General features: G+C 41.4%; 26 protein-coding genes, 1 tRNA gene and 1 pseudogene. 10 read left to right on the top strand and 18 right to left on the bottom strand.

Going from position 1 to position 24,174, the window contains the following annotated elements:
- Nucleotides 1-385: 385 nt before the first annotated feature.
- On the top strand, nt 386-2,080 hold the full coding sequence (locus ACFG4S_RS17195; protein ID WP_392530284.1) for a DUF1565 domain-containing protein: 1,695 nt from the start codon (nt 386-388) through the stop codon (nt 2,078-2,080).
- Nucleotides 2,081-2,410: 330 nt separating this feature from the next.
- Here the strand turns inward: ACFG4S_RS17195 and ACFG4S_RS17200 are convergent, their stop codons facing one another.
- Nucleotides 2,411-2,692: a DUF3493 domain-containing protein gene (locus tag ACFG4S_RS17200; RefSeq protein ID WP_392530285.1), complete on the bottom strand. Its 282-nt coding sequence runs from the start codon at nt 2,690-2,692 to the stop codon at nt 2,411-2,413.
- Between the two features lie 33 nt (nt 2,693-2,725).
- Between ACFG4S_RS17200 and ACFG4S_RS17205 the strand changes: the two genes are divergently transcribed.
- Together ACFG4S_RS17205 and ACFG4S_RS17210 are read left to right on the top strand one after the other, a co-directional pair.
- A tRNA-Thr gene (locus ACFG4S_RS17205) sits at nt 2,726-2,797 on the top strand.
- 524 nt (nt 2,798-3,321) lie between these two features.
- On the top strand, nt 3,322-3,726 hold the full coding sequence (locus ACFG4S_RS17210) for a hypothetical protein (RefSeq protein ID WP_392536012.1): 405 nt from the start codon (nt 3,322-3,324) through the stop codon (nt 3,724-3,726).
- Nucleotides 3,727-3,879: 153 nt separating this feature from the next.
- On the opposite strand, the gene ACFG4S_RS17215 is transcribed toward ACFG4S_RS17210, so the two are convergent.
- Nucleotides 3,880-4,926 carry a cyanophycinase gene (locus tag ACFG4S_RS17215; RefSeq protein ID WP_392530286.1) on the bottom strand — a complete coding sequence of 349 codons (1,047 nt, stop codon included), beginning with the start codon at nt 4,924-4,926 and terminating at the stop codon, nt 3,880-3,882.
- 650 nt (nt 4,927-5,576) lie between these two features.
- On the opposite strand from ACFG4S_RS17215, the gene ACFG4S_RS17220 reads away from it, so the two are divergent.
- A complete protein-coding gene (locus ACFG4S_RS17220; RefSeq protein WP_392530287.1) occupies nt 5,577-5,717 on the top strand; it encodes a hypothetical protein in 141 nt (46 codons plus the stop codon).
- A gap of 60 nt (nt 5,718-5,777) precedes the next feature.
- On the top strand, nt 5,778-7,376 hold the full coding sequence (locus ACFG4S_RS17225; protein WP_392530288.1) for an Hsp70 family protein: 1,599 nt from the start codon (nt 5,778-5,780) through the stop codon (nt 7,374-7,376).
- 100 nt (nt 7,377-7,476) lie between these two features.
- Here ACFG4S_RS17225 and ACFG4S_RS17230 read toward each other — a convergent pair whose 3' ends face one another.
- The 5 genes from ACFG4S_RS17230 to ACFG4S_RS17250 form a co-directional block, all read right to left on the bottom strand.
- Complete coding sequence (locus ACFG4S_RS17230; RefSeq protein ID WP_392530289.1) at nt 7,477-7,896, bottom strand: type II toxin-antitoxin system VapC family toxin; 420 nt, start codon at nt 7,894-7,896, stop codon at nt 7,477-7,479.
- Complete coding sequence (locus tag ACFG4S_RS17235; RefSeq protein ID WP_392530290.1) at nt 7,897-8,121, bottom strand: hypothetical protein; 225 nt, start codon at nt 8,119-8,121, stop codon at nt 7,897-7,899.
- Nucleotides 8,122-8,124: 3 nt separating this feature from the next.
- Nucleotides 8,125-8,256 carry a hypothetical protein gene (locus ACFG4S_RS17240; RefSeq protein ID WP_392530291.1) on the bottom strand — a complete coding sequence of 44 codons (132 nt, stop codon included), beginning with the start codon at nt 8,254-8,256 and terminating at the stop codon, nt 8,125-8,127.
- A gap of 98 nt (nt 8,257-8,354) precedes the next feature.
- Entirely contained in the window at nt 8,355-8,624 is a 270-nt protein-coding gene (locus ACFG4S_RS17245) for a hypothetical protein (RefSeq protein ID WP_392530292.1), read from the bottom strand.
- Nucleotides 8,621-8,839 carry a hypothetical protein gene (locus ACFG4S_RS17250; RefSeq protein ID WP_392530293.1) on the bottom strand — a complete coding sequence of 73 codons (219 nt, stop codon included), beginning with the start codon at nt 8,837-8,839 and terminating at the stop codon, nt 8,621-8,623. Before ACFG4S_RS17250 ends, ACFG4S_RS17245 begins: the two co-directional genes overlap by 4 nt.
- Before the next feature lie 223 nt (nt 8,840-9,062).
- Here ACFG4S_RS17250 and ACFG4S_RS17255 point away from each other — a divergent pair, with 223 nt between their 5' ends.
- Nucleotides 9,063-10,391: an IS701 family transposase gene (locus tag ACFG4S_RS17255; RefSeq protein WP_392530294.1), complete on the top strand. Its 1,329-nt coding sequence runs from the start codon at nt 9,063-9,065 to the stop codon at nt 10,389-10,391.
- An 81-nt stretch (nt 10,392-10,472) separates the two neighbouring features.
- Here ACFG4S_RS17255 and ACFG4S_RS17260 read toward each other — a convergent pair whose 3' ends face one another.
- A complete protein-coding gene (locus ACFG4S_RS17260; protein ID WP_392530295.1) occupies nt 10,473-11,114 on the bottom strand; it encodes a hypothetical protein in 642 nt (213 codons plus the stop codon).
- A gap of 29 nt (nt 11,115-11,143) precedes the next feature.
- Here ACFG4S_RS17260 and ACFG4S_RS17265 point away from each other — a divergent pair, with 29 nt between their 5' ends.
- Entirely contained in the window at nt 11,144-11,272 is a 129-nt protein-coding gene (locus ACFG4S_RS17265; RefSeq protein ID WP_392530296.1) for a hypothetical protein, read from the top strand.
- Here ACFG4S_RS17265 and ACFG4S_RS17270 read toward each other — a convergent pair.
- The 6 genes and pseudogenes from ACFG4S_RS17270 to mfd form a co-directional block, all read right to left on the bottom strand.
- Nucleotides 11,269-11,649, bottom strand: coding sequence for a PIN domain-containing protein (locus tag ACFG4S_RS17270; protein ID WP_392530297.1), 381 nt, complete (start codon nt 11,647-11,649; stop codon nt 11,269-11,271). The two genes, ACFG4S_RS17265 and ACFG4S_RS17270, sit on opposite strands and share 4 nt — an antisense overlap.
- A gap of 9 nt (nt 11,650-11,658) precedes the next feature.
- Nucleotides 11,659-11,919 carry a hypothetical protein gene (locus ACFG4S_RS17275; protein ID WP_392530298.1) on the bottom strand — a complete coding sequence of 87 codons (261 nt, stop codon included), beginning with the start codon at nt 11,917-11,919 and terminating at the stop codon, nt 11,659-11,661.
- Nucleotides 11,920-11,964: 45 nt separating this feature from the next.
- Nucleotides 11,965-12,282 (bottom strand): annotated as a pseudogene (locus ACFG4S_RS17280) (TRCF domain-containing protein); the annotation flags it as partial.
- Between the two features lie 35 nt (nt 12,283-12,317).
- Entirely contained in the window at nt 12,318-12,656 is a 339-nt protein-coding gene (locus tag ACFG4S_RS17285; RefSeq protein WP_392530299.1) for a type II toxin-antitoxin system RelE/ParE family toxin, read from the bottom strand.
- A complete protein-coding gene (locus ACFG4S_RS17290) occupies nt 12,640-12,903 on the bottom strand; it encodes a hypothetical protein (protein WP_392530300.1) in 264 nt (87 codons plus the stop codon). Before ACFG4S_RS17290 ends, ACFG4S_RS17285 begins: the two co-directional genes overlap by 17 nt.
- A gap of 123 nt (nt 12,904-13,026) precedes the next feature.
- Entirely contained in the window at nt 13,027-16,692 is a 3,666-nt protein-coding gene (gene mfd, locus ACFG4S_RS17295; protein WP_392530301.1) for a transcription-repair coupling factor, read from the bottom strand.
- Between the two features lie 120 nt (nt 16,693-16,812).
- Between mfd and ACFG4S_RS17300 the strand changes: the two genes are divergently transcribed.
- Both ACFG4S_RS17300 and ACFG4S_RS17305 read left to right on the top strand, forming a co-directional pair.
- Entirely contained in the window at nt 16,813-16,938 is a 126-nt protein-coding gene (locus ACFG4S_RS17300) for a hypothetical protein (RefSeq protein ID WP_392530302.1), read from the top strand.
- A gap of 34 nt (nt 16,939-16,972) precedes the next feature.
- Nucleotides 16,973-18,295, top strand: a complete 1,323-nt coding sequence (locus ACFG4S_RS17305) for a hemolysin family protein (RefSeq protein ID WP_392530303.1) — start codon at nt 16,973-16,975, stop codon at nt 18,293-18,295.
- Between the two features lie 381 nt (nt 18,296-18,676).
- On the opposite strand, the gene ACFG4S_RS17310 is transcribed toward ACFG4S_RS17305, so the two are convergent.
- Nucleotides 18,677-19,345 carry a DUF1345 domain-containing protein gene (locus ACFG4S_RS17310; protein WP_392530304.1) on the bottom strand — a complete coding sequence of 223 codons (669 nt, stop codon included), beginning with the start codon at nt 19,343-19,345 and terminating at the stop codon, nt 18,677-18,679.
- 44 nt (nt 19,346-19,389) lie between these two features.
- A complete protein-coding gene (locus tag ACFG4S_RS17315; protein WP_392530305.1) occupies nt 19,390-19,779 on the bottom strand; it encodes a DUF1499 domain-containing protein in 390 nt (129 codons plus the stop codon).
- Between the two features lie 206 nt (nt 19,780-19,985).
- Between ACFG4S_RS17315 and ACFG4S_RS17320 the strand changes: the two genes are divergently transcribed.
- Nucleotides 19,986-21,134, top strand: a complete 1,149-nt coding sequence (locus tag ACFG4S_RS17320) for an alanine--glyoxylate aminotransferase family protein (RefSeq protein ID WP_392530306.1) — start codon at nt 19,986-19,988, stop codon at nt 21,132-21,134.
- A 230-nt stretch (nt 21,135-21,364) separates the two neighbouring features.
- Here the strand turns inward: ACFG4S_RS17320 and ACFG4S_RS17325 are convergent, their stop codons facing one another.
- Entirely contained in the window at nt 21,365-21,532 is a 168-nt protein-coding gene (locus tag ACFG4S_RS17325) for a hypothetical protein (protein ID WP_392530307.1), read from the bottom strand.
- 1,158 nt (nt 21,533-22,690) lie between these two features.
- The gene (locus tag ACFG4S_RS17330) at nt 22,691-24,118 is read right to left on the bottom strand and encodes a hypothetical protein (RefSeq protein ID WP_392530308.1); all 1,428 of its coding nucleotides are present in this window, start codon (nt 24,116-24,118) and stop codon (nt 22,691-22,693) included.
- Nucleotides 24,119-24,174 lie beyond the last annotated feature (56 nt).

Genomic DNA, 24,174 nt, shown 5'->3' on the forward strand with positions numbered 1-24,174 from the left:
AGTTGATATGGCAGTTTCAGCGTTACAAAAATGTCGATAATGACAAGCCTTTAACAAGGTGCTTAGAGCGATTTTAATTTGAATAACCTAAAGGCAGGGTAGCACAGCTAGCTGTGCTACCCTAAAAATCTTCTTTAATTCACGTAATCGGAAACCGCTATCACCCAAATTGAAATGGTAGCTGGATTTACGTGATTCTGTAATAGTAGAATTTTCTGAATAAAATAATATAACTAATGTATAAGTTCTGTGATTTATCTCAGAAATTTAGCTGAATCAGTGCTAATCATCCAGTATAGTTTTGCATGGGTTTTATAGCAGCTGCTAGGCTGCTAAATCTAACCTTGTTCGACTTACCATAATTCAGCACATCACAGACTTAAAAATGAAATATCGGGGTTTTCACGCTTGTCCAGCGAAAAATTTTCGCCTTGTTTCTAGCACTCATCTCAGATCTACTTTACGCGTAGGAGCCGGACTAACGGCAATGCTTGTTGTTTTTGGTGGGTCAATGCTACTACCTAGTGAGGTAAATGCTGGTGCTAATGATTTACAAAGTATTAGCCCAACTCTCACAGCCCAAGTTCCCACAACTGCAACAGTAATTTACGTTAATTCAGCAACCGGTGCAGATAGAGCTGGTGCTGGTGCAACGGCTAATGCACCCTACAAAAGCATTAGTTTCGCTCTCAGTCAAGCTCAACCAGGTGCAGTTATTCAACTAGCACCAGGGAATTATAGCCAGGAAAGTGGCGAAACCTTTCCAATTTTGCTTAAACCAGGGGTGACACTGCGGGGTGATGAATCTAGTAGAGGTCAGGGGATATTAATTTCCGGTGGAGGTTTCTACACTAGTCGTACCTTTGCCAGACAGGACATTACCATCCTTGCTGAGCAAGATACCACCATCGCGGGTGTCACCGTCACCAACCCAAATAGCCGGGGTACGGGTGTTTGGGTAGAGTCAACGAATCCCATTATCAAAAACAGTACTTTTACTAACAGTATCAGAGAGGGTGTGTTTGTCACTGGTACAGGCAATCCCAAAATTGAAAGTAACATCTTTGTACAAAACAAAGGCAACGGAGTTTCTGTTGCGAAATCTGCCCAAGGAGAAATCCGTGGTAACTTATTTCAGGATACTGGTTTTGGTCTAGCGATTGGTGGCACTTCTACACCGCTAGTTATAGAAAACCAAATCATCGAAAACCAAGATGGTCTTTTTATCTCAGAGTCAGCTAAGCCTGTATTGCGTAAGAATGTCATTCAAAACAATAAGCGAGATGGTGTAGTAGCGACTGTTAGCGCTTTACCTGAACTCGGCACTAATGCAAGTCCTGGTGGAAATCTGATCCGCAATAACACTCGTTATGATGTTAATAACGCCACTAAAACTGGTACAATTCTTGCGGTTGGCAACGATATCGATCAGAAAAAGATTTTTGGTTCAGTAGATTTTGTTGCCGCGAGTGTTGACGTACCCCCTGGAGGGGCTGTCGCCTTTAAAGACGTACCTGCAAATTACTGGGCAAAAGTCTACATCGAAGCCTTAGCTTCTCAAAATATTATTGCTGGCTTTCCTGATGGTACTTTTAAGCCCAATGAACCTGTTACCCGCGCTCAATTTGCCACTATTATTACTAAAGCCCTGACACCACTAGTTAAACGTGCAGGGATTCAGTTTAAGGATGTAGCCAGCAATTTTTGGGCTTACGCTGCAATTCAATCTGCTTACCAAAGTCAATTTGTTTCGGGTTATCCTGATGGTACTTTTAAACCACAGCAGCAAATTCCGAGAGTGCAAGCGTTAGTCGCTTTAGCAAATGGTTTGGGTTTAACTGCAAACGATCAGAATGTCGTTTCCTTTTACACTGATGCTGCTCAGATTCCTAATTATGCGATCGCCTCTGTCGCAGCTGCAACTGTACGACAACTAGTGATCAACTATCCCACAGCTAAACAACTCAATCCTAATCGTCAGGCAACTAGAGCCGAAGTTGCTGCCTTTGTTTACCAAGCACTCGTCAATGCTGGACGGGCTCAACCAATTCCTTCACCCTATTTGGTAACAGTTCAGTAAATTTTTAGTTAGCAAATTAGAAGCGCCATACTAATAAGTTAAGTTATTAGCTTGGCGCTTTTAATATTATGAGTTTTCTTAAGTTTAGGGTTTTTAAATAAAGTTGACCCCATTTGAATGTTGTTAGGTATATGGTCAGGGTCTTTATATTAGCTGACCCCGTTTCAATGATTTCTAGTTTCTCAGAAATTTTTGGTTTTTGAGATTTCCTAATAATTTTTTTATTTTTTCTTTCTTGATATTTAAATTTTTGTCAAAGTATTAATATATTTGGAAGAATATTGAAGATTTTGAAAAATCAAGGACTAAAAAATAACAGTTCAAATTTATTTAAGAGTTACCAGTTTTACTGGATTGGCGACGCCGTTCCCACCGCCAGAGGAAGATCATTAAGGCAACTATTCCTACTTGGAGAGCCAAACTAGACAAAGCACTCTCAACATTTCGTCCCGCAAGCACTTGGAAGAAAAAGACAAATGCACCGAGTGAGCCAGAAGCACCGAAAGCAATGTAGAAAAATTGTCGTAAGCCCCGATAAGGAGCGGCTACTTCTGCTTTCAGGCTGGCATATTGTTTGGGCTTAAGGCGACTTTTGGGATTTTGATCTACCATAGTTAAATCATGTTATACTTTTAGATTGTGTACGCCGATGTGGCTCAGTGGTAGAGCAGCTGATTCGTAATCAGCAGGCCGTGGGTTCAAATCCCATCATCGGCTTTGATTAAGTATTACTCAACACTACAGTTTGTTGTACTGTTTCAATGGAGAAATTTTTTAGTAAACACTTAATAACCTCTTCGAGGCTTTATAGTCTGTTAAAGCCAGTTCTTCTGACAATTTTTTAGTCAATATCTTACACACTACTTTTATCATTTCATTTTTTGAACCTTTTCAGAGTAACATAAGTATAAGTTATATATTTAGTAGTATATAATGCTTTAATATACTTAGTAATGATTAGCTTAGGCATCGCTCTTAGGACTTACGCACAGTCTACGGAAAAACGAACCACAGAGGACATATAAGGAATGAGGGTTTGAGAGGGTTTTTGCGTAAGTCCTAGCTCTCTGGAGAAAAACTTTTTGGTTTACTGGTAACGAGTTTGATTTTATATAGGCTACAGCATTGACTATTGGTTTGGATTCAAATTTAGAAACATATAATTCCGAATTGCTGTATAACTCCAAAAATAACCATTATTCGAGATAATGGCAGTATGGCAATACCAGATGCAATGCACAATGGCGCAACTAGAAAGACTGCTGCTTATGGCAGAAGATGAGCTAACTGAGTACAGTACTGATGCTCGTAAAATTGAAAAATTACGCCGGAAAATAGGTTTATCAGTATCAGCAGCCGAACAGCGACAAGTTAAAGAAGCATTATTAGCGACTAAACAATCTAATATAGTTACTCAAATTGTTGAAGAACAAAGACAAACGGTAGCCTTACCATTTTGGGGAATTGCTGGATTAGGTTTACTATTAGGAATTTCTTTAAATCAACCCATAGGCTTGTTAGCTGCTGTAATTGGAACTGTATCAGCTTACAGAATTCAAAAATGGGGTTGGCAATTGCAGGCAAGGCGTTTATTGTTACAAACATTAGAAGAGATTGAAACGCGTGTTGCTCAACCGAATAAATAATAGGCGTTGCTGAATAATTAGGGTTGACACGGGGACAAGGGGACAAGGAGATAAAGAAAACTCTTAACTCCTAACTCAGCACTGGCTAAACGCCCCCCTACCGCTAAGACCACTCAGAACTATTTTGCCCAATCCCCGTGCCCCATGCCCCATTCAATAGGGATTTGAATCAATCCGTCCCCTTTTGACACTCCTGAGATAGTATCCTGATGTCGGTCTGTTTCTCAGATTGAAGGTGTCGCCACTGCGGACTTTCCAAATTTTGTAATTAGAAAAAGTCAAAGGCGATCGCGATTCGCACACTTCCGGCATATGATCGCCTAGTACAAAGTACGCTGCACCCCTACCTAAAACTTTCACCAGACCGTTTCTATCCACAACAACCGATGTACTCTCACTAACCCCTATACCCAAAACGCTGCTAGATATACCCTCCTTAATTTGACGGGCAATGAAAGTCATAATCCGCCCCATTCTTTCCCTTCTGTCGAAGTGGGTATCGACGATGGTTCCTTTCAAATTGCTCCAGTTGAAAAAGTTGTAACTAAAAGTAATATCTCGGTAGGGATCTTCCAGTGCATCCCTAGTTTCAATACCTTTTTCGGAGGAAGCGCAAGCATCGTAGACATACTCACTTTGGATCATCGCACCCGCACTAGTGCCACCAATACCACCTCCTTTCAGGTAAACTGACTTGACCGTAGCCTCAAGCTTGGTGTCTTTCCAGTTGCGGATGTATTGACATTGGTCACCGCCAGCAAAGAAAATCACGTCAGCATTTCTGACTTTTTCCGCAATCTCAGGTTTGTTTGCTTCTTGTCGATTGCTAATAAGCAGAGTTTCCACTGAATTTACGCCTTTCATGGCATAAATTAGCCGATTGTAATCGTGATTACCATTAGTCCGGATAACTACAACATTAACTTTGGTGGCTGAGTTAGTACTCCCCCTAACTTGGTTAATCATCCACTGGATAGCATCGTCCACATCAGGACCACCTCCACCCAAGCTAAGAACGGGGCCACCCAAGGAAGAAGGACGGACATCGAAGGAGGGGGAGGGATGAACATTAACGGTGTCGCCAAGAAAATAGCGTTTCCAGTTTGCTATAAAACGGGTTATGAGGAAGATTCCCATCTTAAACAACTTGATTGCTCTACTCTTCAAGCGCCTTGGTACATTTGGGAATGTCTTGGTCATACTAAGCTTCTGGTGCAAACTGCAATTATTGCTAAGCTTTTACGCATTTAAGTTGCTTATTTACTCGTCAGGATTGTCATTGGTCATTGGTGATTAGTCTTTTGTCAAGACAAATCACGAATAACAAAGCGCAAAGTCTGTAGCACGATCCCGCAGGGTGCGGAGGTTTTCGACCATCAGAACTTTTAAATGACAGTTTGAAGCAATTTAGACGCGCCTTAGCTTAACTCTCGCACCAGAGAAGGTGAAATTCCAGCGTACAGGACTTGTACTGTTTTTTCACACAAAATAACCCAGAGTAACCATTTATTCTCTGTGTTACTTTGTTAAAATATTCGCATTATTTATGGCATTTAATTTTCACCAGATGAAATCAAAAATTGATTAGGTGTTAGTTGTCACTCTCCAGATTCTTCCGTAATTGTTGGGAATATTTACCCAATATTCTGAATAACTGGGAACATCGATTAAATTATGTTGTCCGTGAAGTTATTTGTGATAATCGCCAGGAATTGGAAACCAGAAGAGTATACTTCGACCACTACTACCAAAGTTGAGTACTATGAGGCTAAACTTGTTACCGTGTTTGCGACAGAATAACAGCACTTTTTTGGGGCGATCGCGGTCATAATTGTTGTAAAGGACCTGCTATGCCTGGTGTTTACCACGAAGTACCTTGGATAGAAGTCGAAGCCAAACACAAGGAAGTAGCGATGCCTTCTCTACGAGAGGCTTCTCTTTCAGAGACGCGAACGCGAACGCCAACGCCGATTTGCATTCTTGGTGACTGATGCAGAATAATCACATAATGAAGTAGCTTTGGTATCTTGGTACGAGATCATAAATAAAATATGGCGATCGCGATCGATTTTGGTACTAGCAACACAGTCATTGCTCGTTGGAACCCTGTAACCCAGCAGCCAGAAACCCTGAATCTACCTGGTTTATCAATTAAACAAAGTCTCAACCCGCCACTAATTCCGAGCCTAGTTTATGTTGAAGACGCAACACAGGGTAAAGTTTTAGTAGGTCAACAAGTACGCGATCGCGGTCTTGACCTCAAAGGCGAAACGAGATTTTTCCGCAGTTTCAAGCGGGGTATTGGTGCAGATATTCAAGGTTTCTTACCGGAACTAGATGGACAAAGCATCACCTTTGAAAAAGTAGGAGAATGGTTTCTAACTGAGGTGATTGAACAACTAGCGCCTTTGCAAGGTGGCTTAGATTCTCTAGTCTTAACCGTACCCGTAGATAGTTTTGAAGCTTATCGTCACTGGTTAGGAAAAGTTTGCCAGTCCCTAAAAGTCGAACAGGTGCGGATGCTGGATGAACCCACAGCCGCCGCCTTGGGTTATGGTTTAGGCGATCGAGAAATTCTCTTGGTAATTGATTTTGGTGGCGGTACATTAGATTTGTCTCTTGTGCAGTTGAATCAAGGCGTCCAATCAACTACAAAACCCCTGGGATTTCTTCTGAAATGGGGTAATAAATCCTTAGCTGAAGATTCAAAACAAAAAGTTAAAACTGCCCGTGTATTGGCGAAAGCTGGGCAAAATTTGGGCGGTACTGATATTGATAATTGGTTAGTAGATTACTTTGCCAAAAATCAAGGACTGGCGGTAAGTCCGTTGACAACAAGATTGGCAGAACGAGTGAAAATTCAACTATCAACTCAAAACCAAGCCAGTGAAGTTTATTTTGATGATGAGACATTTGAAAGTTATGAATTGGAATTAAACCGCGATACTTTGGAAAATGTCCTCAAAGAACACGCATTTTTTGAGTTATTAGATGAGTCGATGACAACACTGTTGCAACAAGCAAGACGCCAAGGGATAGAACTTCCAGATATTAATGCCGTTTTGTTAGTTGGTGGAACTGTCCAATTGCCAGCAGTGCAGACATGGATCAAACAGTATTTTGAGCCAGAAAAAATCCGTTGCGAACGTCCATTTGAAGCGATCGCCCAAGGTGCATTACAAATTGCTCAAGGCGTCCAAATCAAAGACTTTCTCTACCACAGTTATGGTATCCGCTACTGGGATCGCCGCAATGGCCGCCACAAATGGCATCCTTTAATTAAAGCTGGACAGCCATATCCTATGAGTCAGCCAGTGGAATTAGTTTTAGGCGCTTCTGTGGAGAATCAGCCCAGCATTGAATTAATTATGGGAGAATTGGGAGCAGATACAGGGAATACCGAAGTTTATTTTGATGGCGATCGCTTAATTACTCGCCGTTTTGATGGTAATGAAACCACCGTCAAACCCCTGAACGATCGAGAAGGCGCCAAGACAATTGCCCAACTGACACCAAGCGGCTATCCGGGGAGCGATCGGGTTAAAATCCTTTTTCAAGTTGATGAGCAACGCTTTTTGCGAATCACCGTTGAAGATTTATTAACCAATGACACACTTTTAGAAAATCAACTCGTGGCACAGTTGAGTTAGGGAATTACCAAGAAATAAATAATCAATTTTGTGGGGTGGACATCTTGTCCGCCCTTAGCTATATCCTCCACGGCTGCGCCAACGCCAAGGGCGAACGCTCTCATGTCCAGTCTTCTGTGCGTAAACCCACAATTTGTCCAAAATCATACGAATTCCGAGTCAATAGAATGGCTTGATTTACTAGGGCGATCGCAGCAATTTTCAAATCCATTGTGCCAAGTCTTGAATACGCCTTTTTGAGACGTTGGAATTCTTGAGCTGCTGGTTCATCAAATTCTAGAATTGGGATAGCACAGTAATTGGTTAGTTGCCTATTTAACTGTTTGTAGGCTGCAACTTGTCCCTGAACAGTTTGAGCTTTTTTTATATAACTCAACCAGCCTCGCATTTGCTCCTCGTAGCTGATGATTGTTGCTGCAACCTCATTCGGATTGACATTTGCCAACCGTATGAGAAGACTTTGTGCCCCTGCTCCTCTAGGTTCCAAAACGCTGAGATGATCGGTATCAAAAACGTACATTTATATATCGTGTGGTTCTACAGAATTTGAGCGCAGGGATTCACGATATTCGCGCCCTAGTTGCATAGCTTCATCATAAGCTGAGTTATCAGTAAATGTTCCAGCGATCCTCTCCCACCAAGGTATTGTCGGGGAGGAAACAACCTCTAATTTACTTTTAAGGCGTGCAACTTCTGCCTCTAGAATTGCTACTCGTTCTTCTAATTTTCCCGATATTGTTGACATAACTTACTTATCTTCGAGATATTTCACAACTATTGCTATGATCGCATCTTGTTCACTAGCAGACAAAGTTTTTAGTTTAGCGTAGATGCAAAGCGGCTTTCTGCCAGACATCGTTTGTTCAAATAGCTCTGTCATAAGCTAAAAGACATCTAATTTGCATATCATCTGCCTCTGCGATCGCTCTCCATAGCAGAAGTATTAAAGTTTGACTAGAAGCAACTTTTGAGTTGTCGCTAGAACTGAGAGAGCAACCTGTCATACTCGGCGTGTGAACCTAGCCAAAACCAAATAACGGTATCTCCATCTAATTGTCCAACCGCTCGGTAACTTTTGCTAATACGTGCTGAATAAATTGGTAGTTCTGGATGTACTTTTTTGAAGCGCAAGCTTGGATGGCTTGGATCTTGTTTAAAAAGGCGGTATGCCTCACGCGTTTGCTCTTGAACTTGCTCAGGTAGATCGGCAAACCCTTGACGAAACTGAGTGGTTATACGTGACTTCACAATGTATCTGGATCTAACTCTTGGGTTTTACCTGCACGGTATTCAGCCATTGCCTCGGCTGCAAGTTTGGCAAGCATATCTGGAGAACGGGTAAAAGCTTTATCCCAACGGCGTTCATCTTCTAGTTCTGCCAAAATCATCGCCGCGATCGCATCTTGTTCAGTGGCAGGCAAATTTTTTAGTTTAGCGATCGCTTGTTCAAGTAGCTCAGTCATAGCTATTAATCGTTATGAAAGTCCTGCTATCAATTATCTCTGTTTGCACTCGGTTGGGGTTTTTAGGGTGCGATCGCTCTCCAGAGCAGAATTAGTAGAGTTTGAGACAGTTCTACAGTAAAAGCAAAGACGGCTCCAACTGAGTATTACCCCTCTTCTGTCACTTTCCGGTTATTCTAAATAAAAGAATAAAAAAAGAAAACCCTGAAAGGTAAGTAGGGCAATGGATGTAGAATTACAAATTTTGAAACATTTGGCAAGAGATGCTCACCCAACAGTTGCGACCATAGATGAATATTGTGCAGAGTATAAAGACCTGTTTAAAGAAGTAAGAAATTATGAATGCTTCAAATATTTACATCTGGGAATAATGTCACAAATTAAAAGAAAATCATTACCAGAGATAGCGAAAGTCGTAAGTATAAACTCCGCACAGTCATTACATCATTTTTTAGCCAATTCAGACTGGTCAGTAGATAAATTAAAACAACTAAGATTAAATAAACTTAAAAAAGCACTAAATGGAAATGCGATTACAGTAGTAATAGATGAAACCGGAGATAGAAAAAAAGGTAAAAAGACTGATTATGTAGCCAGGCAATATCTAGGAAGTGTAGGAAAAGTCGATAATGGAATAGTTTCAGTCAATGCCTATGGAGTTTATTCTAATATAACGTTTCCATTAACTGTAAAAGTATTCAAACCCAAAGGAACGTTAAAAGAGGAGGATAAATATAAAACTAAAATAGAGTTAGCGTCAGACATCATTACAGAATTAATTGAATCAGGTTTTAACATTAAACTGGTACTGGCAGATAGTTTATATGGTGAAAGTAGCCAATTTATTAGAAAAGTAGCTGAATATAAATTAGATTATGTCGTAGCAATAAGAAGTAATCATGGAGTCTGGTTGCCAGCAGGACAAAGCGTTAGGGCTAATAAGTGGTGTAAATTTGAAAGAACATTTAGCAATCAAAAATCAGAAACCCGATACATTAGGGAAATAATTTATGGTAAAAAAAGAGCCATAACTTACTGGGAAATAACTACTGACCCAGAAACCATGCCAGAAAATTCTACAACATTTGTGATGACAAATCTTCAAGGAAAACTCAAAAAAACTTTAGGCGATTTATATGGATTAAGAACCTGGGTAGAATATGGATTTCGACAGTGTAAACAGGAACTCGGCTGGACAGATTATCGGTTCACAAATTTTCAACATATAGAAAGGTGGTGGGAAATTATTTTTTGTGTGTACACAATGATTAGTTTAAATTCTCCAGCCTTCTTAAGCTTAAATAAATCTCGTCAAATTGAAGCTGAGGTTCAAAAAAATAGTGATGTTGATTTTTCTAATCATCAACAATGGAACCATGAATGCGGATGGAAAAATACTCTAAATAATCTGCGTCTCATTGCCCAACCACTCTTACTATTTTGGTTAATTTATCCCTGGATACATATTTTCCCAAATTCTAAATTATTGCTGGGATTCAATCAATTAATTAGTGCAATGAATCAATTTAAAACCTGTTATGCTTCTGGATAATTTCACTTTGTTACTACTTGCTTATCTCGGAGAGTGACAGAAGAGGGGTAACTTACGATAACTGGCTACCTACACTTCTCTTTAAAATTCAAGCTTATCCAGCAGATTATAGTCATTTATGTTTCGTTTTCTAAAATCTAAATATTCTTGATATGTTTTGATATCGTGTTGCTCAACTTCTCTAACAAATCCTTTTTTCTCGCTGTTAATTTTTCTCATCAAAGTTATCGAGCCAGCACCGAGGCAGAAATCAATCTCCCCAATTTGAGCAACTTTTTCAGACAACCCACCTTTACGGTTTACCTGATTTAGTTTCCCACTTTTAGAAAGGTGGTTTAACTTCAAAGATAGAGTCTCTTCTTCTTCTTCCAAAAAATATTCGCAAGAATGATAAATTCTACATCCACAATCTCCTACTTCTACAGATGAATCTAAATTATTATGTTGTTTGATCCTCTGAATGTATTCATCAAGTAAGTCTGCCATCCGATCGCAAACAAACTGACATATATCTATATACTCAAGTCGATTTTTTGGAAAGTAGTCAATGTGAGAACGAAAAGAAACTGCTGAACCAGATATTCGATATCCCCAAACAAGGACTTCTCCCTCATCCTCCCAAGAATCAGGACGTTTAATTTGATTTCCGTATATATCTGTGCTATCAAAAATACGCTCAATACGAAGGTATGTTGGGCCAATGTGAAACTTTTCTTTTTCCATCGTTGGTTGTCCGTGCTATGGAAACTTAGATGCCTAATCTCTCACAGACAAAACTAACTCACCACCGAAATTACACAGATAACAGCGATGTCTACGAATGGCTATGTTTACGCATTTTGGATTTTACTCAAAACGTTGCAGAGTTAGGTGACTGTTAACGTGTGTAGGGCTGTGCCATAACAAGACCGGGAACAACACGGTAATGTTTCACATTGAATGTACAAAGTGTTGCACCTTGCCCAACAGCACAAGCAGCTATCAACGCATCTAACAACCCTAAACTGTGAGATAAATGGTAGGTCGTAAAGTCAGACAAGGCGCGAATCAAGTCAGCCTCAGTAGCCCAGACTACAGGTAGTGGCGCAACCAGTTTTAAAGCATTACTCAACTGTTGCTTGTTTTGAGAATCCTGAATTAGTTCCATTACCACAAAGCCGGGCACACTGGGTAACTCTGATAAACTGGCAAACCAAGTTATTGCAGGAGCATGACCTCGTTGAATATCAATCAAAACGTCGGTATCTAGCAAATACATTAACTTTACTTATGCTCGCTCACGGATTTCAGCTTCATGACGCAACTTACGAGCGTATGCTTGACTATCTGTAATATCAGATCGTGAGTTGATAACACCTTCGCTCTGCCAATAGGCAACAAGTTCGGCTCCTGTCTTGGGTGGATTTGCTAGAACCTGCCTTACAGAGAGAACACGAAGAATATATTCAGAAAGAGGAAGGTTTAGCAGAGAAGCTTCGATACAAAGCTCGTTTTCTAGTTCTGGCGGTAAATCAAGATTAATACTCACTTTCAATCTCCTGTATACGGTTTCACTTGATGATTAATTGTTAGATCAAACAATAGCCGCCTCTGGAATCGCCCCCTGCATTCTTCCAAAAGCATCAATTAAACTTTGCAATTGTTGATCGGCTTTAAAAACTCCTAAACCGCGCACCGTTACTTTCCCAGGAGAATACACAAAGCGCGTTTTGAGATTGTCTGGTAAATTCGCCGCCAACAAATTCCAAGCGGGTTCTTCCATTGGGGTTTCTAAAACGACGTGCTGCTTTTGTTCTGGTTTAATTCGGCTAAATCCGAGTTTTTTCGCTAACTGTTTGAGTTCCATGACTCGCAGCAGTTGATTTGCAGGGACTGGCAAAGTACCATAGCGATGTCTGCGACGGGCTTCGCCTACGCCTTGAAATTCTAAACTCCACCTTCTAACTCCTCTAGGTCATCTACTGTCAGTGGTGCTTGGCCACTGTGGCGCACATACAATACATTAACTGTAGTATCTCTAATCGTAAAAAGTACTCGGTATACATTTTTGGTTTTCCCATAAAGGAGTTGACGTACTTCTTCTGGAAAAATTTCATGTTCGACTGCTAAAGCACAACGTTGGGGCTTCTCTTGTAGAGTAGCAATAGCATTCATCAATTCTCGAAACCAACGATCAGCAAATTCAGGATTCCGCTCTCGATACCAGCGATAAGCTTGCTCAATCTGAGTTTCTGCGATTGGGGTAATCTCAACTTGAAATGCCATACTTTTGCTGCATTTCTTGGACAAAATCCTCAATTGGGCGAGTTTTACCAGCGTTGAGTTCCTCGAAACCTTGTCCAATACCAGCAATTGTCTCCAATTGATCAATCAGTTGGCGTAATTTCGTGGGGTCGATTTTGGCAGTGTCTATAAAGGTGACGAGAACTTGGGAGCGATCGCTAACATTTTGCGGTAGCTGGGTAAGGTGAATTTGTCCATCCTGATAAATGCCTTCGATAGTTTTTATCATGACTTGAAGTTGGGTTGGTATTTCTTTTAATTCTACTAACTAGACTCAAAGGGCTGGGTTTAAAATTCCAGCCTACTCAAAATGACATAGGTTTTCATTTGATGACTAATCTTTTTCTCCCAATCAAACAATAGCCGCCTCTGGAATCGCACCTTGCATTCTCCCGAAAGCATCAATTAAACTTTGCAATTGTTGATCGGCTTTAAAAACTCCTAAACCGCGCACCGTTACTTTCCCAGGAGAATACACAAAGCGCGTTTTGAGATTGTCTGGTAAATTCGCCGCCAACAAATTCCAAGCGGGTTCTTCCATTGGGGTTTCTAAAACGACGTGCTGCTTTTGTTCTGGTTTAATTCGGCTAAATCCGAGTTTTTTCGCTAACTGTTTGAGTTCCATGACTCGCAGCAGTTGATTTGCAGGGACTGGCAAAGTACCATAGCGATCGCCCCATTCAGCTGCAATTAGCTTTAATTCTGATTTAGATTTAGCTGTAGCTACCGCGCGGTAAGCACTCATCTTTTGATCCAAATCAGTAATATAATCTGCTGGGATAAATGCCGTGAGGTTGAGATCGATCTGGGTATCCTCCACTTTGGGAATTTCTTGGCCGCGAATTTCCCGAATTGCTTCTTCTAGCATTTCCATGTATAAATCAAAACCGATGGCATCCATTTGACCGGATTGTTCTGCACCTAGCAAGTTACCCACACCGCGAATTTCCATGTCGCGCATCGCTAGTTGATATCCAGAACCTAGTTGAGTAAATTCCTGAATGGCTCGTAACCGTTGCCGTGCCGCATCAGATAACGCCCGTTGCTTGGGATAAAATAACCAAGCATGAGCTTGGATACCTGCACGTCCTACACGACCGCGTAATTGATACAGTTGAGATAAACCAAAACGGTGAGCGTCTTCAATTAAGATGGTGTTGACTCGTGGAATATCTAAGCCAGATTCAATAATTGTCGTACAAACCAGGATATCTGCATCGCCGTTGCTGAAGGTGAGCATGGTTGATTCTAACTCGCTTTCATCCATTTGACCGTGAGCGATCGCAAATCTGGCTCCGGGTATCACTTGTCTCAAGTTAGCTGTTGTCTCTTCAATGCCATCAACTCGTGGAACTACATAAAAAACCTGCCCACCTCTGTCTAATTCTTGACGAATCGCCGTGCGGATACTTTCGGAATTAATCGGTGATAAATGAGTTTTAATTGCGCGTCTGGTTGGAGGTGGTGTGGTAATTAAACTCATTTCCCGAATTCCCGACAAAGACATATACAGGGTACGGGGAATGGGAGTGGCGGAGAGGGTAAGCACATCAACCTGAGTTTTCAGGCTTTTAATTTTCTCTTTTTGGTTCACCCCAAAACGCTGTTCTTCATCTACCACCAACAGTCCTAAATCTTTGAATGATACGCCTTTGCCTAAAATTTGATGTGTGCCAACAACTACATCTAATTCACCTGTCGCCAATCGCTTTTGAATATCGCGGCGTTCTTCAGCGGAACGAAAACGGTTGAGTAAGCCGACATTTACGGGGTAGGGGGCAAAACGTTCTTTTAGTGTATGGTAATGTTGCTGTGTTAGAATAGTTGTTGGCGCAAGGAGTGCCACTTGTTTACCGGCGGTGACTGCTTTAAAAACAGCACGAATCGCCACTTCCGTCTTCCCAAAACCGACATCGCCACAAACTAAGCGATCCATTGGGCGATCGCTTTCCATGTCACGTTTTACGTCTTGTACAGCTTTTAGTTGATCCGTTGTCGGTTGATAGGGGAAAGAATCTTCCAATTCTTCCTGCCAAGGCATATCACCTGGGAAACTAAAACCTTGTTGTTGCGATCGCGCTGCATAAAGTTTCAGCAAGTCCACCGCTAGTTTTTTGATGGCTTTGCGGACTTTATTCTTGGTATTTTCCCAAGCTTTACCAGTCATCCTGTTGAGTTCTGGCGCTTTATCACCGCCGGCGCGGAACCGAGATAAGGCACCGACTTGATCGGCTGCAACTCTCAATAAACCGTCAGCATACTGCACCACTAAATAATCACGGGTTTCGTCATTAATTGTCAAACTTTCCAGCTTGACAAATTTACCAACACCATGATTTCTATGAACCACATAATCCCCTGGACGTAGCTTATTGGGATCGACTTGCTTGGAAGTAGCTTTGTGGCGTTTGCGGATATAGCCGGGAGTCGCTAAGGAATGCTGTCCAAAAAATTCCCTATCTGTGACAACTACCAAACGGTAGGTAGGCAGAATAAAGCCTTCTAATTCCGCCAGCCCAGAATATTTGAGGGCGATGGGAGTATGGTTAATTTGCAGCTTATCGATCGCCAGATAATCGCGGGGATTGGGAATAAATTGAGCCGGACAGTCATGTTCTTGCAACAGCGAGACAGAACGCGAAGGTTGAGCCGAAAGCAACCAAATTGAGAAATTGCGATCGCGTTCTTGGCGGATAGTTTCGGCTAATTTCGCAAACTGATGTGGCGTAACTGGCACAGATCTGCTAGCAAGATTAACTCCATCATTTTCTTCTGCCAGTTCCGATAAATATAACGTTTGAAATTTTGCAACATCAAGCAAACATTCATCAAAAGAGCGATGAATTTTTGGTAATTGGTTAGACTCTTCCCCAGTCCCCAATCCCCAGTCCCTAGTCCCCAGTCTCCATTGTTCTTCGGCATTTTCTACCCAGCGATCGCTATGAGCATGACATTGTTCTGGCTCATCAATGGCAATCAGAGTATTTTCTGGTAAGTAGTTTAACAGAGAGGCTGGTTGCTCGAACGCTAACCCCAAAAAACGACGACTACCTTCAATCAGTCCTGAGTTAGGAGTGCTGTTAGCGATAGCGGGGTCTTCAGCCAGTTCTGAGTCAGAATTTAACTCAGCACTCAACACTCGGAACTCATCACTCTCTTTCAGTGCTGCCATAATGATGGGAGCAAAGCTAGTTGGAGTCAGAACTAACTGCTCAACTTTATCCAGGGCAGAACGTTGAGTTGCTGGGTCAAATTCCCGTATTTGTTCGATTTCGTCGCCAAACCATTCCAACCTGACTGGAAACTCCGATGAAACCGGAAACACATCAACAATATCACCCCGCCGACTCCATTGTCCTTCCGTTTCCACCAGAGGCACCCGTTCGTACCCCAAAATAGTTATTTTTTCACTAAAAGCATTTAGATCTAATTCCATTCCCCGTTTCAAGGTCAGACATAATTCTTGAAAAGCTTCTGGTGGTGGCAAATGAGGTTGCAACGCCCCTTGAGTAGCCACAATTGCCAAAGGTCGCTTCGCTCCGGTACTGGGGATTGGGGATAGGGAATTAGGTATTGGGGTAGTGGTATTAGTTATTCCTCTAGTTACCTGATCCCCTTGTCCACTTATCCCCTTCTCACCAGTCCCCAGTCCCCAATCCCCAGCCCCCAGCCCCCAGTCCCCAGTTACCAAATCTGCCAATACCTGCATTTGCCCCCAACTCATTTCAGTTTCCGGGTCAAAAGGTTCGTAGGGAGATGCTTCAGACGTGGGGTAAAAATGTACTGTTTGCCATCCCATTGCTTCTAATTGGGCGTAAACGCGTCCAGCTTCCTCCAGAGTGGCGCATACCACGAACAAATTCCTGCCTTGAGTTTGTGCCAATGCTGAGGCTACCAAACCCTTAGGCAGCCGGGGAATGCCATTTAACCGCAATTCTTTTTGGCGATTTAGCTTAGAAATAAATTCAGTGGTGAGCGGCGATCGCCCTAAGGCACGCACAATAGAAGAAAATGACATAAAGTTCTACTAGCAATGGAAGTCTTGGCAGTTCAGAAAATATTTAGGCAGTTTATGTCCACCATTTTAAAACTGATAACTGATGACTGATGACAGTTAACAGTCTAAAATACGCTCTTGATGGTTCCAAGAGTCCAAGCAACTGGCTCTCATCAATCAACCGTCAACCGTCAACAATTAACTATTACTTTGTATATAGTCAAAGCATTTATCGAAGCACCTTTAATACTAGATACTAAGGATTGAGCTACATTCGCTCTGATAAGCGGCAATTTTAAACATGTCCTCCATCACTTTTGAAATTTTAATCATCTTGGTGCTAATCATTGCCAATGGCGTATTTTCGATGTCTGAGATGGCAATTGTCTCAGCCCGGAAAGTTAGACTACAACAACTTGCCAATCAAGGAGATGCCAAGGCAAAGGCAGCATTGAAACTAGCTGAGTCTCCAAATCATTTCCTGTCAACCGTCCAAGTGGGTATTTCTCTGATCGGTATCCTGACTGGTGCTTTTGGAGGAGCAACAATTGCTGCTCGACTGGCAGTTTATGTGCGACTTATCCCTTTGTTAGCACCTTATAGCGAACCGATATCTTTTGGAATAGTGGTTTTACTCATTACCTATTTCTCACTGATTGTTGGCGAATTAGTCCCAAAACGTCTGGCATTAAACAATCCAGAAAGGATTGCATCGATTGTAGCTATTCCAATGCAAGCCTTGGCGACGATCGCTTCTCCAGTAGTTTATCTCTTAAGTGCTTCTACAGATTTAATTTTGCGAATCCTCGGAATCACAGCTTCTACAGAGCCACAAGTCACCGAAGAAGAAATTAAAATCTTAATCGAGCAAGGCACCGAGGCGGGAACCTTTGAGGAAGCCGAACAGGATATGGTGGAGCGGGTTTTTCGTTTAGGCGATCGCCCTGTAAGCTATTTAATGACACCCCGTCCCGATATCGTCTGGCTAGACTTGGATGACACTGCTGAAGAAAATCGCCAAAAAATGGTTGATAGTGCCTATTCTCGTTATCCAGTTTGTCAGGCGGGACTTGATAATGTGTTGGGTGTAATTCCAGTCACCGACTTATTAGCTAGGAGTTTTCGAGGTGAACCCCTAGACTTGACAGTCGGATTGCGACAACCCGTATTTGTACCAGAAAGCACCCGTGGCTTGAAAGTTTTGGAATTGTTTAAGCAAACTATTACTCATATGGCGTTGGTAGTCGATGAATACGGCGTGATTCAAGGATTAGTGACTCTCAACGACATCATGAGCGAAATCGTGGGTGATGTTCCTTCTATGGATGGACAGGATGAACCACAAGCTGTACAACGCGAAGATGGCTCTTGGCTTTTGGATGGAATGTTGGCTGTAGAAGATTTTTTGGAACTTTTCGGTATGGAAGAGTGGGAATCTGAAGAACGTGGTAGCTATCAAACCTTAGGCGGTTTTGTCATCACTCATTTAGGTCGTATTCCCGCAGCAGCAGATCATTTTGAATGGGAAGGTATGCGAATTGAAGTCATGGATATGGATGGTAACCGCGTTGATAAGGTGCTAGTTGTACCAAAAGGAAATAAATCAACTACAACATCTAATTAGTATTGGGTATGGGGCATTGGGCATTAGGTATTGATAGCAATGTGTTCAATGTTATATGTTGTGTTAGGCTAAAGCCCTCACGCATCCTACTAGGTTGTGGATTGGGCATTTTGCCTACCCTAATCAACATTAAACAATTGAATTATGGATCGATACGGTTTATTTAAGTTAAGGGACTTCCAGAAAATAAATTATCCCATTTTCATAGTGGCAGATTCTTTCTCCTCTGCTTCCTCTGCCTCCTCTGCATACACAACGATGGAATATTTTTTTAGTTGGAAATCCCTAAGCATTTCTTCTTTCTCTTTACCTCCTACCCTGGGAAAGTCTCTCTGCGTTTATACGGTTCGTTCAATCTTTTAATTTACAATAATCATACTTTTAAATTAACGATGCAATAATATTAATACTCATCGCTAGAATGGTGGTGTTGAAAAAGAAAGATAATATTCCATGTAGCAACGTCAAGCGCCTCATGTCAGGTGATGTTGTCTGGACATCTGAAACTTGGCTAGTCATGCCAATTACAAATGAATAATATAAAAATTCCCAGTAGTCTGGATAGTCGTTATTAGGAAAATCTAAACCTTTGGTGATTTCTTGACTATTATGACGATTAATATATTTGTAATAGCTGTGTGCATATTGCACGGCGAACATCGTATGCACTAGTAACCAAGAACCAACAATCGTCATAATTGAAAGTATGACATGTAGGGTAAGCAGAATTGTTGACAACCCTTTTTTATCAGTTAATAAAAACCCAATAGCTAAAACACTAGCACAAGCCGCAGCTATCACTAGCAGAAAGATAGCCAAATGCCCTTCATATTCATTCTCAGCATAACGGCGAATTTTTTCTGGATTAGCCTTAATCATCTTCCACCAAGTTATGGCTAAGAAAAAGTCAGTACCGGAGTTCCAAGCGCAGAGAATGCGAGTGGGTAAGTGCAGAAAAGGTGGAAGTATGACTGAAATTAATACAGCAACTCCCACAGCAAATATGAGTCTGGGTCGAGAGTCAAAGTTTTTAAACAAATTAAGTTTCACAAAGATAGCGATCGCAGATGTATTTTAATCGAGTTGAACCAAAATTACTTTAACTTCTCTCTAATTGTCTCTATTCTTTGACGATTAACACCTAAATCACTCTGACCTAAACGTGAGGCTGAACGGACTTGGATAACATTAGCATTCCGATCTAGATAGAATTCTACATCATCTACAAATCCCAACAAGGCACTTTTAAATTCTGCATATAAATAGTCTTGGTTTTCGGTAATTATTTTAGTTCTTGGTAAAGACTGAATAATCTTTTTTAAATTAGCAATCGCTTGATCTGGGGTAGATCTAAAACTCAGCGGTGTAATTTTGTGGACTGCATCTGTACTCTGACTGCAAACACAGTTAGGAGAGTTAGGACAAGGTGCTAATTTCCCATCATTAACACCTAAATTGTTGGGTCGTTTGCCTGTAAAAACCATGATTCTATCTTTTTAATCAATGAATAAGTACACTTTCACATGCTTCATTCAATTACTGTAATACTTTCTGGTCATCCCTTCTTGCTGTAAATGAGAGATTAACCTAAATTTTAGACTCACTCAAACATCGGTGATGCGATCGCCTCTGGCGTTGGCGAAGCCATCGCTTTATGATTCGGTAAGTATCGTCTAAGCGAACACACATTATGACGCCAACAATTTCAATTAACGATTCTGGGCGCTTACAACTCTCACCTTTAGAAATCCCATCTCGTTTACTGTTGGGGCCTGGTCCCTCAAATGCCCATCCCACAGTTCTCCAAGCGATGAATACTTCACCAGTTGGGCATCTTGACCCGGCTTTTCTCGCACTCATGGATGAAATTCAGTCGTTGCTACGCTACGTATGGCAAACCCAAAATTCACTTACCATTGCAGTTAGCGGTACGGGAACAGCCGCAATGGAAGCAACCATCGCCAATAGCGTAGAACCCGGTGATATGGTTTTGATTGGTGTAGCAGGTTATTTCGGTAATCGCCTTGTGGATATGGCTGGACGATATGGCGCTGATGTGCGAACCATTACCAAGCCTTGGGGACAAGTTTTCAACTTAGAAGAACTACAAACTGCTCTAAAAACTCATCGTCCAGCTATTCTAGCTTTGGTTCATGCCGAAACTTCTACCGGCGCACGGCAACCTTTGGAAGGAGTTGCTGATTTGTGTCGTGAATTTGGCACTTTACTACTAGTGGATACGGTAACAAGTCTGGGTGGTGTCCCTTTGTTCCTGGATGCATGGGGAGTTGACCTCGCTTATAGTTGTAGCCAAAAAGGTTTGGGTTGCCCGCCTGGTGCTTCGCCTTTTACAATGAGTCAACGTGCAGCCGAGAAATTGCAACAGCGCCGGACGAAAGTTGCAAATTGGTATTTAGATATGTCTTTGCTGGGTAAGTATTGGGGCAGCGATCGCGTTTATCACCACACAGCACCGATTAACTTATACTATGCATTGCGGGAAGCACTGCGTTTAGTTGCCGAAGAGGGATTAGCAAACTGCTGGCAGCGTCATCAAAAGAATGTAGAGTATCTCTGGGAAGAGTTGGAAAACTTAGGATTGAGTATGCATGTTGAGCGGGAATACAGACTGCCAACCCTTACTACTGTCAGCATTCCAAAAGGAGTAGATGGTAAAGCGATCGCTCGGCAGTTACTCAATGAACATAATATTGAAATTGGCGGTGGTCTTGGCGAACTAGCGGGTCAAGTTTGGCGCGTAGGACTAATGGGCTTTAATAGTCGCAAAGAAAGTGTTGACCAACTAATAGCAGCATTGCGCCAAGTTTTACCTAAGTAGTTTTGAGGTGATGAGGTGCGTCCGTTAACGGTAGCGTAACGCACCTGAGACAAAAGGCGATCGTACTAGGATTATTTAGAGTTATTTTTCAGTAAGGGACTTCTAATAAATAAATTATCCATCTTGTAGGGTGGACATCTTTGTCTTAAATCTGGGACGGGTGGGGACACCCATCCCACAAGAAAAGTTGGGATATTTCTTTATTTGTCAGTCCCTAAACTCTAAAATTTTTAGTAGGCATCGGTTGCATACAACAATATTGCCAAGCCTACTAACAATGCAAGGAACCCACCTTTAACATTAATTTCTCCTTCAGACAGATCTCGAATATAGTTTTCCGAATCAGATAATAGAGCAGAACTATTCTGATGTAAGTCAGAAATTGTGAGTTTAGCCATTTCGATGTCTCCTTTTATTTCATTTGGATGTTATCCAAATCAAACTATTTGATTTGGGTTATTTAATTAATCACTTATATTTTTAATTTTTTCCAAATTTAGGAAATCCCAAAGGGACTTTATTATTACTATTTAGGAATTACCTCTGTCTGATTATCTTAAGACAACGCTAGTGAAAATGAGGTCTTTTTACTAAATATTGTATTTTTATTATTTAACAAGATAAATCTCTATAAAACACCCCTTAGATTAGGGACATAAATGGTTTAATAATGACCTAATTTTCTGAGAGTAAATAAATTATTTTCCCTTCCGGTGGTAAACGAGTAATCGTACAGATAGTTATGCTAAGGAACGTGGATTAAATAATATGCAAAACTTCATTCTGTCTCTAGCCTTCCTCTCCTTATAAAGGGTACGGTATAAACACAAATCGGAAATAGTAGTCTGTTAAGGAATACTTGACAAGTAGATTATCTGTCTTGACGGCGATTTATCGCGTCTCTCTAAGGTGTCAGTTTTTTAGACGCGATAAATCGCGTCTCTACATGAGGGCTTTACAGCTCTTCTGATTTTACCTTCTGCCTCTTGTCCTCTAGCTATCACTGTGAGAAAAAACCAACAACCAGCAGAGGTAAGAGTATTAAGACAGAGACAATCAAAACGAGGGTTGCCGGCTCAATTTTAATTTGGTTCTTTTGGGGATCGTGCATTTGGCATTTTCTCGATCAATTAAGTTTATTAACTTAGCGTAAAGGATGTTTACTAATTTTTCCAAGACTAATCACATTGAGAAGTGTAAATCTTTTAGTGATTCGAGCATATTCAACTTACATATTGTTGATTTTAGAAACTGCCAATTCCTTAATTCATCACTCCATTAGCTTATTTCTTCCAGGGGAGTTTAGTACCCATTTCAGTTAATGCTGAGAAGAGAAGATAAAGGATGAGTAACCCAGCAGCCGCAAAAAAAGCCAGTAAATCACGATCCATAAGTAGTGTTAGTTAAAACTTCGTTAATCATAACCGACTGAGCGCGATCGCCTAAATGACATCTAGCTTTATCTAAGTTCAGGGACTGACAAATAAAAAAATATCCCACTGTTCACAGTCAACAGTCAACAACTTCAAGCAGTTATTTTTATTTCTTAGAGTTCCCTAATCTCTAACATTTCTCTGAACCTGCAATCTTTGGTCTTCTGGATGCAAACTGTACCAGCCGTACCAATGACGAACTGCTAGCCAAACAACTGAAAGCAAACCCGCTAAGCTGAGGGTGAGACCAGTGAACGGTACTAATAATCCAAAGATGGGTAATACTGCTCCAGCAATGGTGCAGATGATAGCAGCCAGGGAAGTACTACGACTTGCACCTAATCCCCATGTTAAAAGTAGCAAGATGAGGGAAATTAAAGTCCAAGCCAATTGAGCATTCATCAAACGAGCCAGATAGGTCAAAGTCAGCAGACAAGCAAAGAAAATACTAGCAGCGATCGCTATATTTTTAAAACTCATTGGCAGTGACAAGTATAACAGCAATATCCACCACAGAAATATTGCTGGTGCTAGCAACAAAAGCCGCGGAATGATGCCAGTATGACGAATGGGTTCAGTGTTAGTAAATACTCCAAATGGATTTTTGACTGAAACATTATCGTCAAATATCCAAGTAAATCGAGTGCTGTGCCCATCAACTTTAATCTCATTAGGTACAATACCACTGGCAAAATCAGCCGGAGCAAAGTTGGCAATTGCTGTGAGGCGGAACTTGGAAAGCAACTGTCCATCTGCACTATAAACCCAGCGCGGTCCTCCTTGAGCTTGATAGGTAACTAGAAAGCTGGTTTGTTCTCCTGGTTGTAAACGAAAGGGAAAGCCATAGTCTCCCGGATTCGTTTGTTGCAGCCTAGTACCGTCACGCTCTACTTTGTAGCTAGAAAGCAGTGAGTAGCCGTTAGGTGGTGGTGCTTCAAAGAAGAAATTATTAACATCTTGGAGTTGGTTCACTACTTTATAGTCAGCAGTATATTCCACGCGATAAACTGAACTGCGACCGGGAACATCTACGCTTTGGTCAAGCTTGACTTGAATTTGCGAACCAGCCAAAGTCAAAAATCGGTTAATCTCTCGCGTATCATTGACTTTAACTATCTTGCCATTCACTTGGGTGGTATATGTATATGGCTCTTGAATAGAGTAACGCACTTGCGGGGCAAATTGTTCGAGCTTGTCACCTGCAACACTTTCAGCTACTTGAGCCACCCTTGCTTGTTCCCAGTAGTGATAGCGATTGCTCAAAGTTGAACAGAGGAAAAATCCCGGTACTAATAGAATTAATACTAGAATTAAATGCTGTAATCCCCGCAACAGTTGGGAATAACGAATAGCCCATTCGCCAATGAAAATGACACTTTCCGGCTCGTAGCGACGTAGTGAAAAACTTACCAGAGCGATCGCAATTCCTAAAGCTATAAGTAAAAATACTAATAATAGCGAAGCTTTGAGTGCTTGAGTTCCAAATTGGACAAGCTCAATTGGATGCGTCAAATCGGGTAATCCAGGAATACCTTGAGCAGTAGATGACATTGCCGTGTTCTTGCAGAATTTAGTTTTATCTTAAGCTCAAATACCTAATCCTCTAC

Origin of the sequence: Nostoc sp. C117 (assembly GCF_043099735.1) — a bacterium.
Classification (GTDB): Bacteria; Cyanobacteriota; Cyanobacteriia; order Cyanobacteriales; family Nostocaceae; genus Nostoc.

What these genes read in the sequence shown, in the direction of transcription:
- mfd (WP_392530301.1), bottom strand. Translation starts at nt 16,692, where the DNA reads ATGTCATTTTCTTCTATTGTGCGTGCCTTAGGGCGATCGCCGCTCACC.
- ACFG4S_RS17220 (WP_392530287.1), top strand. Translation starts at nt 5,577, where the DNA reads ATGCCTGGTGTTTACCACGAAGTACCTTGGATAGAAGTCGAAGCCAAA.
- ACFG4S_RS17285 (WP_392530299.1), bottom strand. Translation starts at nt 12,656, where the DNA reads ATGGCATTTCAAGTTGAGATTACCCCAATCGCAGAAACTCAGATTGAG.
- ACFG4S_RS17200 (WP_392530285.1), bottom strand. Translation starts at nt 2,692, where the DNA reads ATGGTAGATCAAAATCCCAAAAGTCGCCTTAAGCCCAAACAATATGCC.
- ACFG4S_RS17300 (WP_392530302.1), top strand. Translation starts at nt 16,813, where the DNA reads ATGGTTCCAAGAGTCCAAGCAACTGGCTCTCATCAATCAACCGTCAAC.
- ACFG4S_RS17215 (WP_392530286.1), bottom strand. Translation starts at nt 4,926, where the DNA reads ATGACCAAGACATTCCCAAATGTACCAAGGCGCTTGAAGAGTAGAGCA.
- ACFG4S_RS17240 (WP_392530291.1), bottom strand. Translation starts at nt 8,256, where the DNA reads ATGACAGAGCTATTTGAACAAACGATGTCTGGCAGAAAGCCGCTTTGC.
- ACFG4S_RS17270 (WP_392530297.1), bottom strand. Translation starts at nt 11,649, where the DNA reads ATGTATTTGCTAGATACCGACGTTTTGATTGATATTCAACGAGGTCAT.
- ACFG4S_RS17330 (WP_392530308.1), bottom strand. Translation starts at nt 24,118, where the DNA reads ATGTCATCTACTGCTCAAGGTATTCCTGGATTACCCGATTTGACGCAT.
- ACFG4S_RS17265 (WP_392530296.1), top strand. Translation starts at nt 11,144, where the DNA reads ATGCCTAATCTCTCACAGACAAAACTAACTCACCACCGAAATTACACA.
- ACFG4S_RS17195 (WP_392530284.1), top strand. Translation starts at nt 386, where the DNA reads ATGAAATATCGGGGTTTTCACGCTTGTCCAGCGAAAAATTTTCGCCTT.
- ACFG4S_RS17305 (WP_392530303.1), top strand. Translation starts at nt 16,973, where the DNA reads ATGTCCTCCATCACTTTTGAAATTTTAATCATCTTGGTGCTAATCATT.
- ACFG4S_RS17225 (WP_392530288.1), top strand. Translation starts at nt 5,778, where the DNA reads ATGGCGATCGCGATCGATTTTGGTACTAGCAACACAGTCATTGCTCGT.
- ACFG4S_RS17260 (WP_392530295.1), bottom strand. Translation starts at nt 11,114, where the DNA reads ATGGAAAAAGAAAAGTTTCACATTGGCCCAACATACCTTCGTATTGAG.
- ACFG4S_RS17320 (WP_392530306.1), top strand. Translation starts at nt 19,986, where the DNA reads ATGACGCCAACAATTTCAATTAACGATTCTGGGCGCTTACAACTCTCA.
- ACFG4S_RS17250 (WP_392530293.1), bottom strand. Translation starts at nt 8,839, where the DNA reads ATGACTGAGCTACTTGAACAAGCGATCGCTAAACTAAAAAATTTGCCT.
- ACFG4S_RS17315 (WP_392530305.1), bottom strand. Translation starts at nt 19,779, where the DNA reads ATGGTTTTTACAGGCAAACGACCCAACAATTTAGGTGTTAATGATGGG.
- ACFG4S_RS17325 (WP_392530307.1), bottom strand. Translation starts at nt 21,532, where the DNA reads ATGGCTAAACTCACAATTTCTGACTTACATCAGAATAGTTCTGCTCTA.
- ACFG4S_RS17230 (WP_392530289.1), bottom strand. Translation starts at nt 7,896, where the DNA reads ATGTACGTTTTTGATACCGATCATCTCAGCGTTTTGGAACCTAGAGGA.
- ACFG4S_RS17255 (WP_392530294.1), top strand. Translation starts at nt 9,063, where the DNA reads ATGGATGTAGAATTACAAATTTTGAAACATTTGGCAAGAGATGCTCAC.
- ACFG4S_RS17290 (WP_392530300.1), bottom strand. Translation starts at nt 12,903, where the DNA reads ATGATAAAAACTATCGAAGGCATTTATCAGGATGGACAAATTCACCTT.
- ACFG4S_RS17210 (WP_392536012.1), top strand. Translation starts at nt 3,322, where the DNA reads ATGGCGCAACTAGAAAGACTGCTGCTTATGGCAGAAGATGAGCTAACT.
- ACFG4S_RS17235 (WP_392530290.1), bottom strand. Translation starts at nt 8,121, where the DNA reads ATGTCAACAATATCGGGAAAATTAGAAGAACGAGTAGCAATTCTAGAG.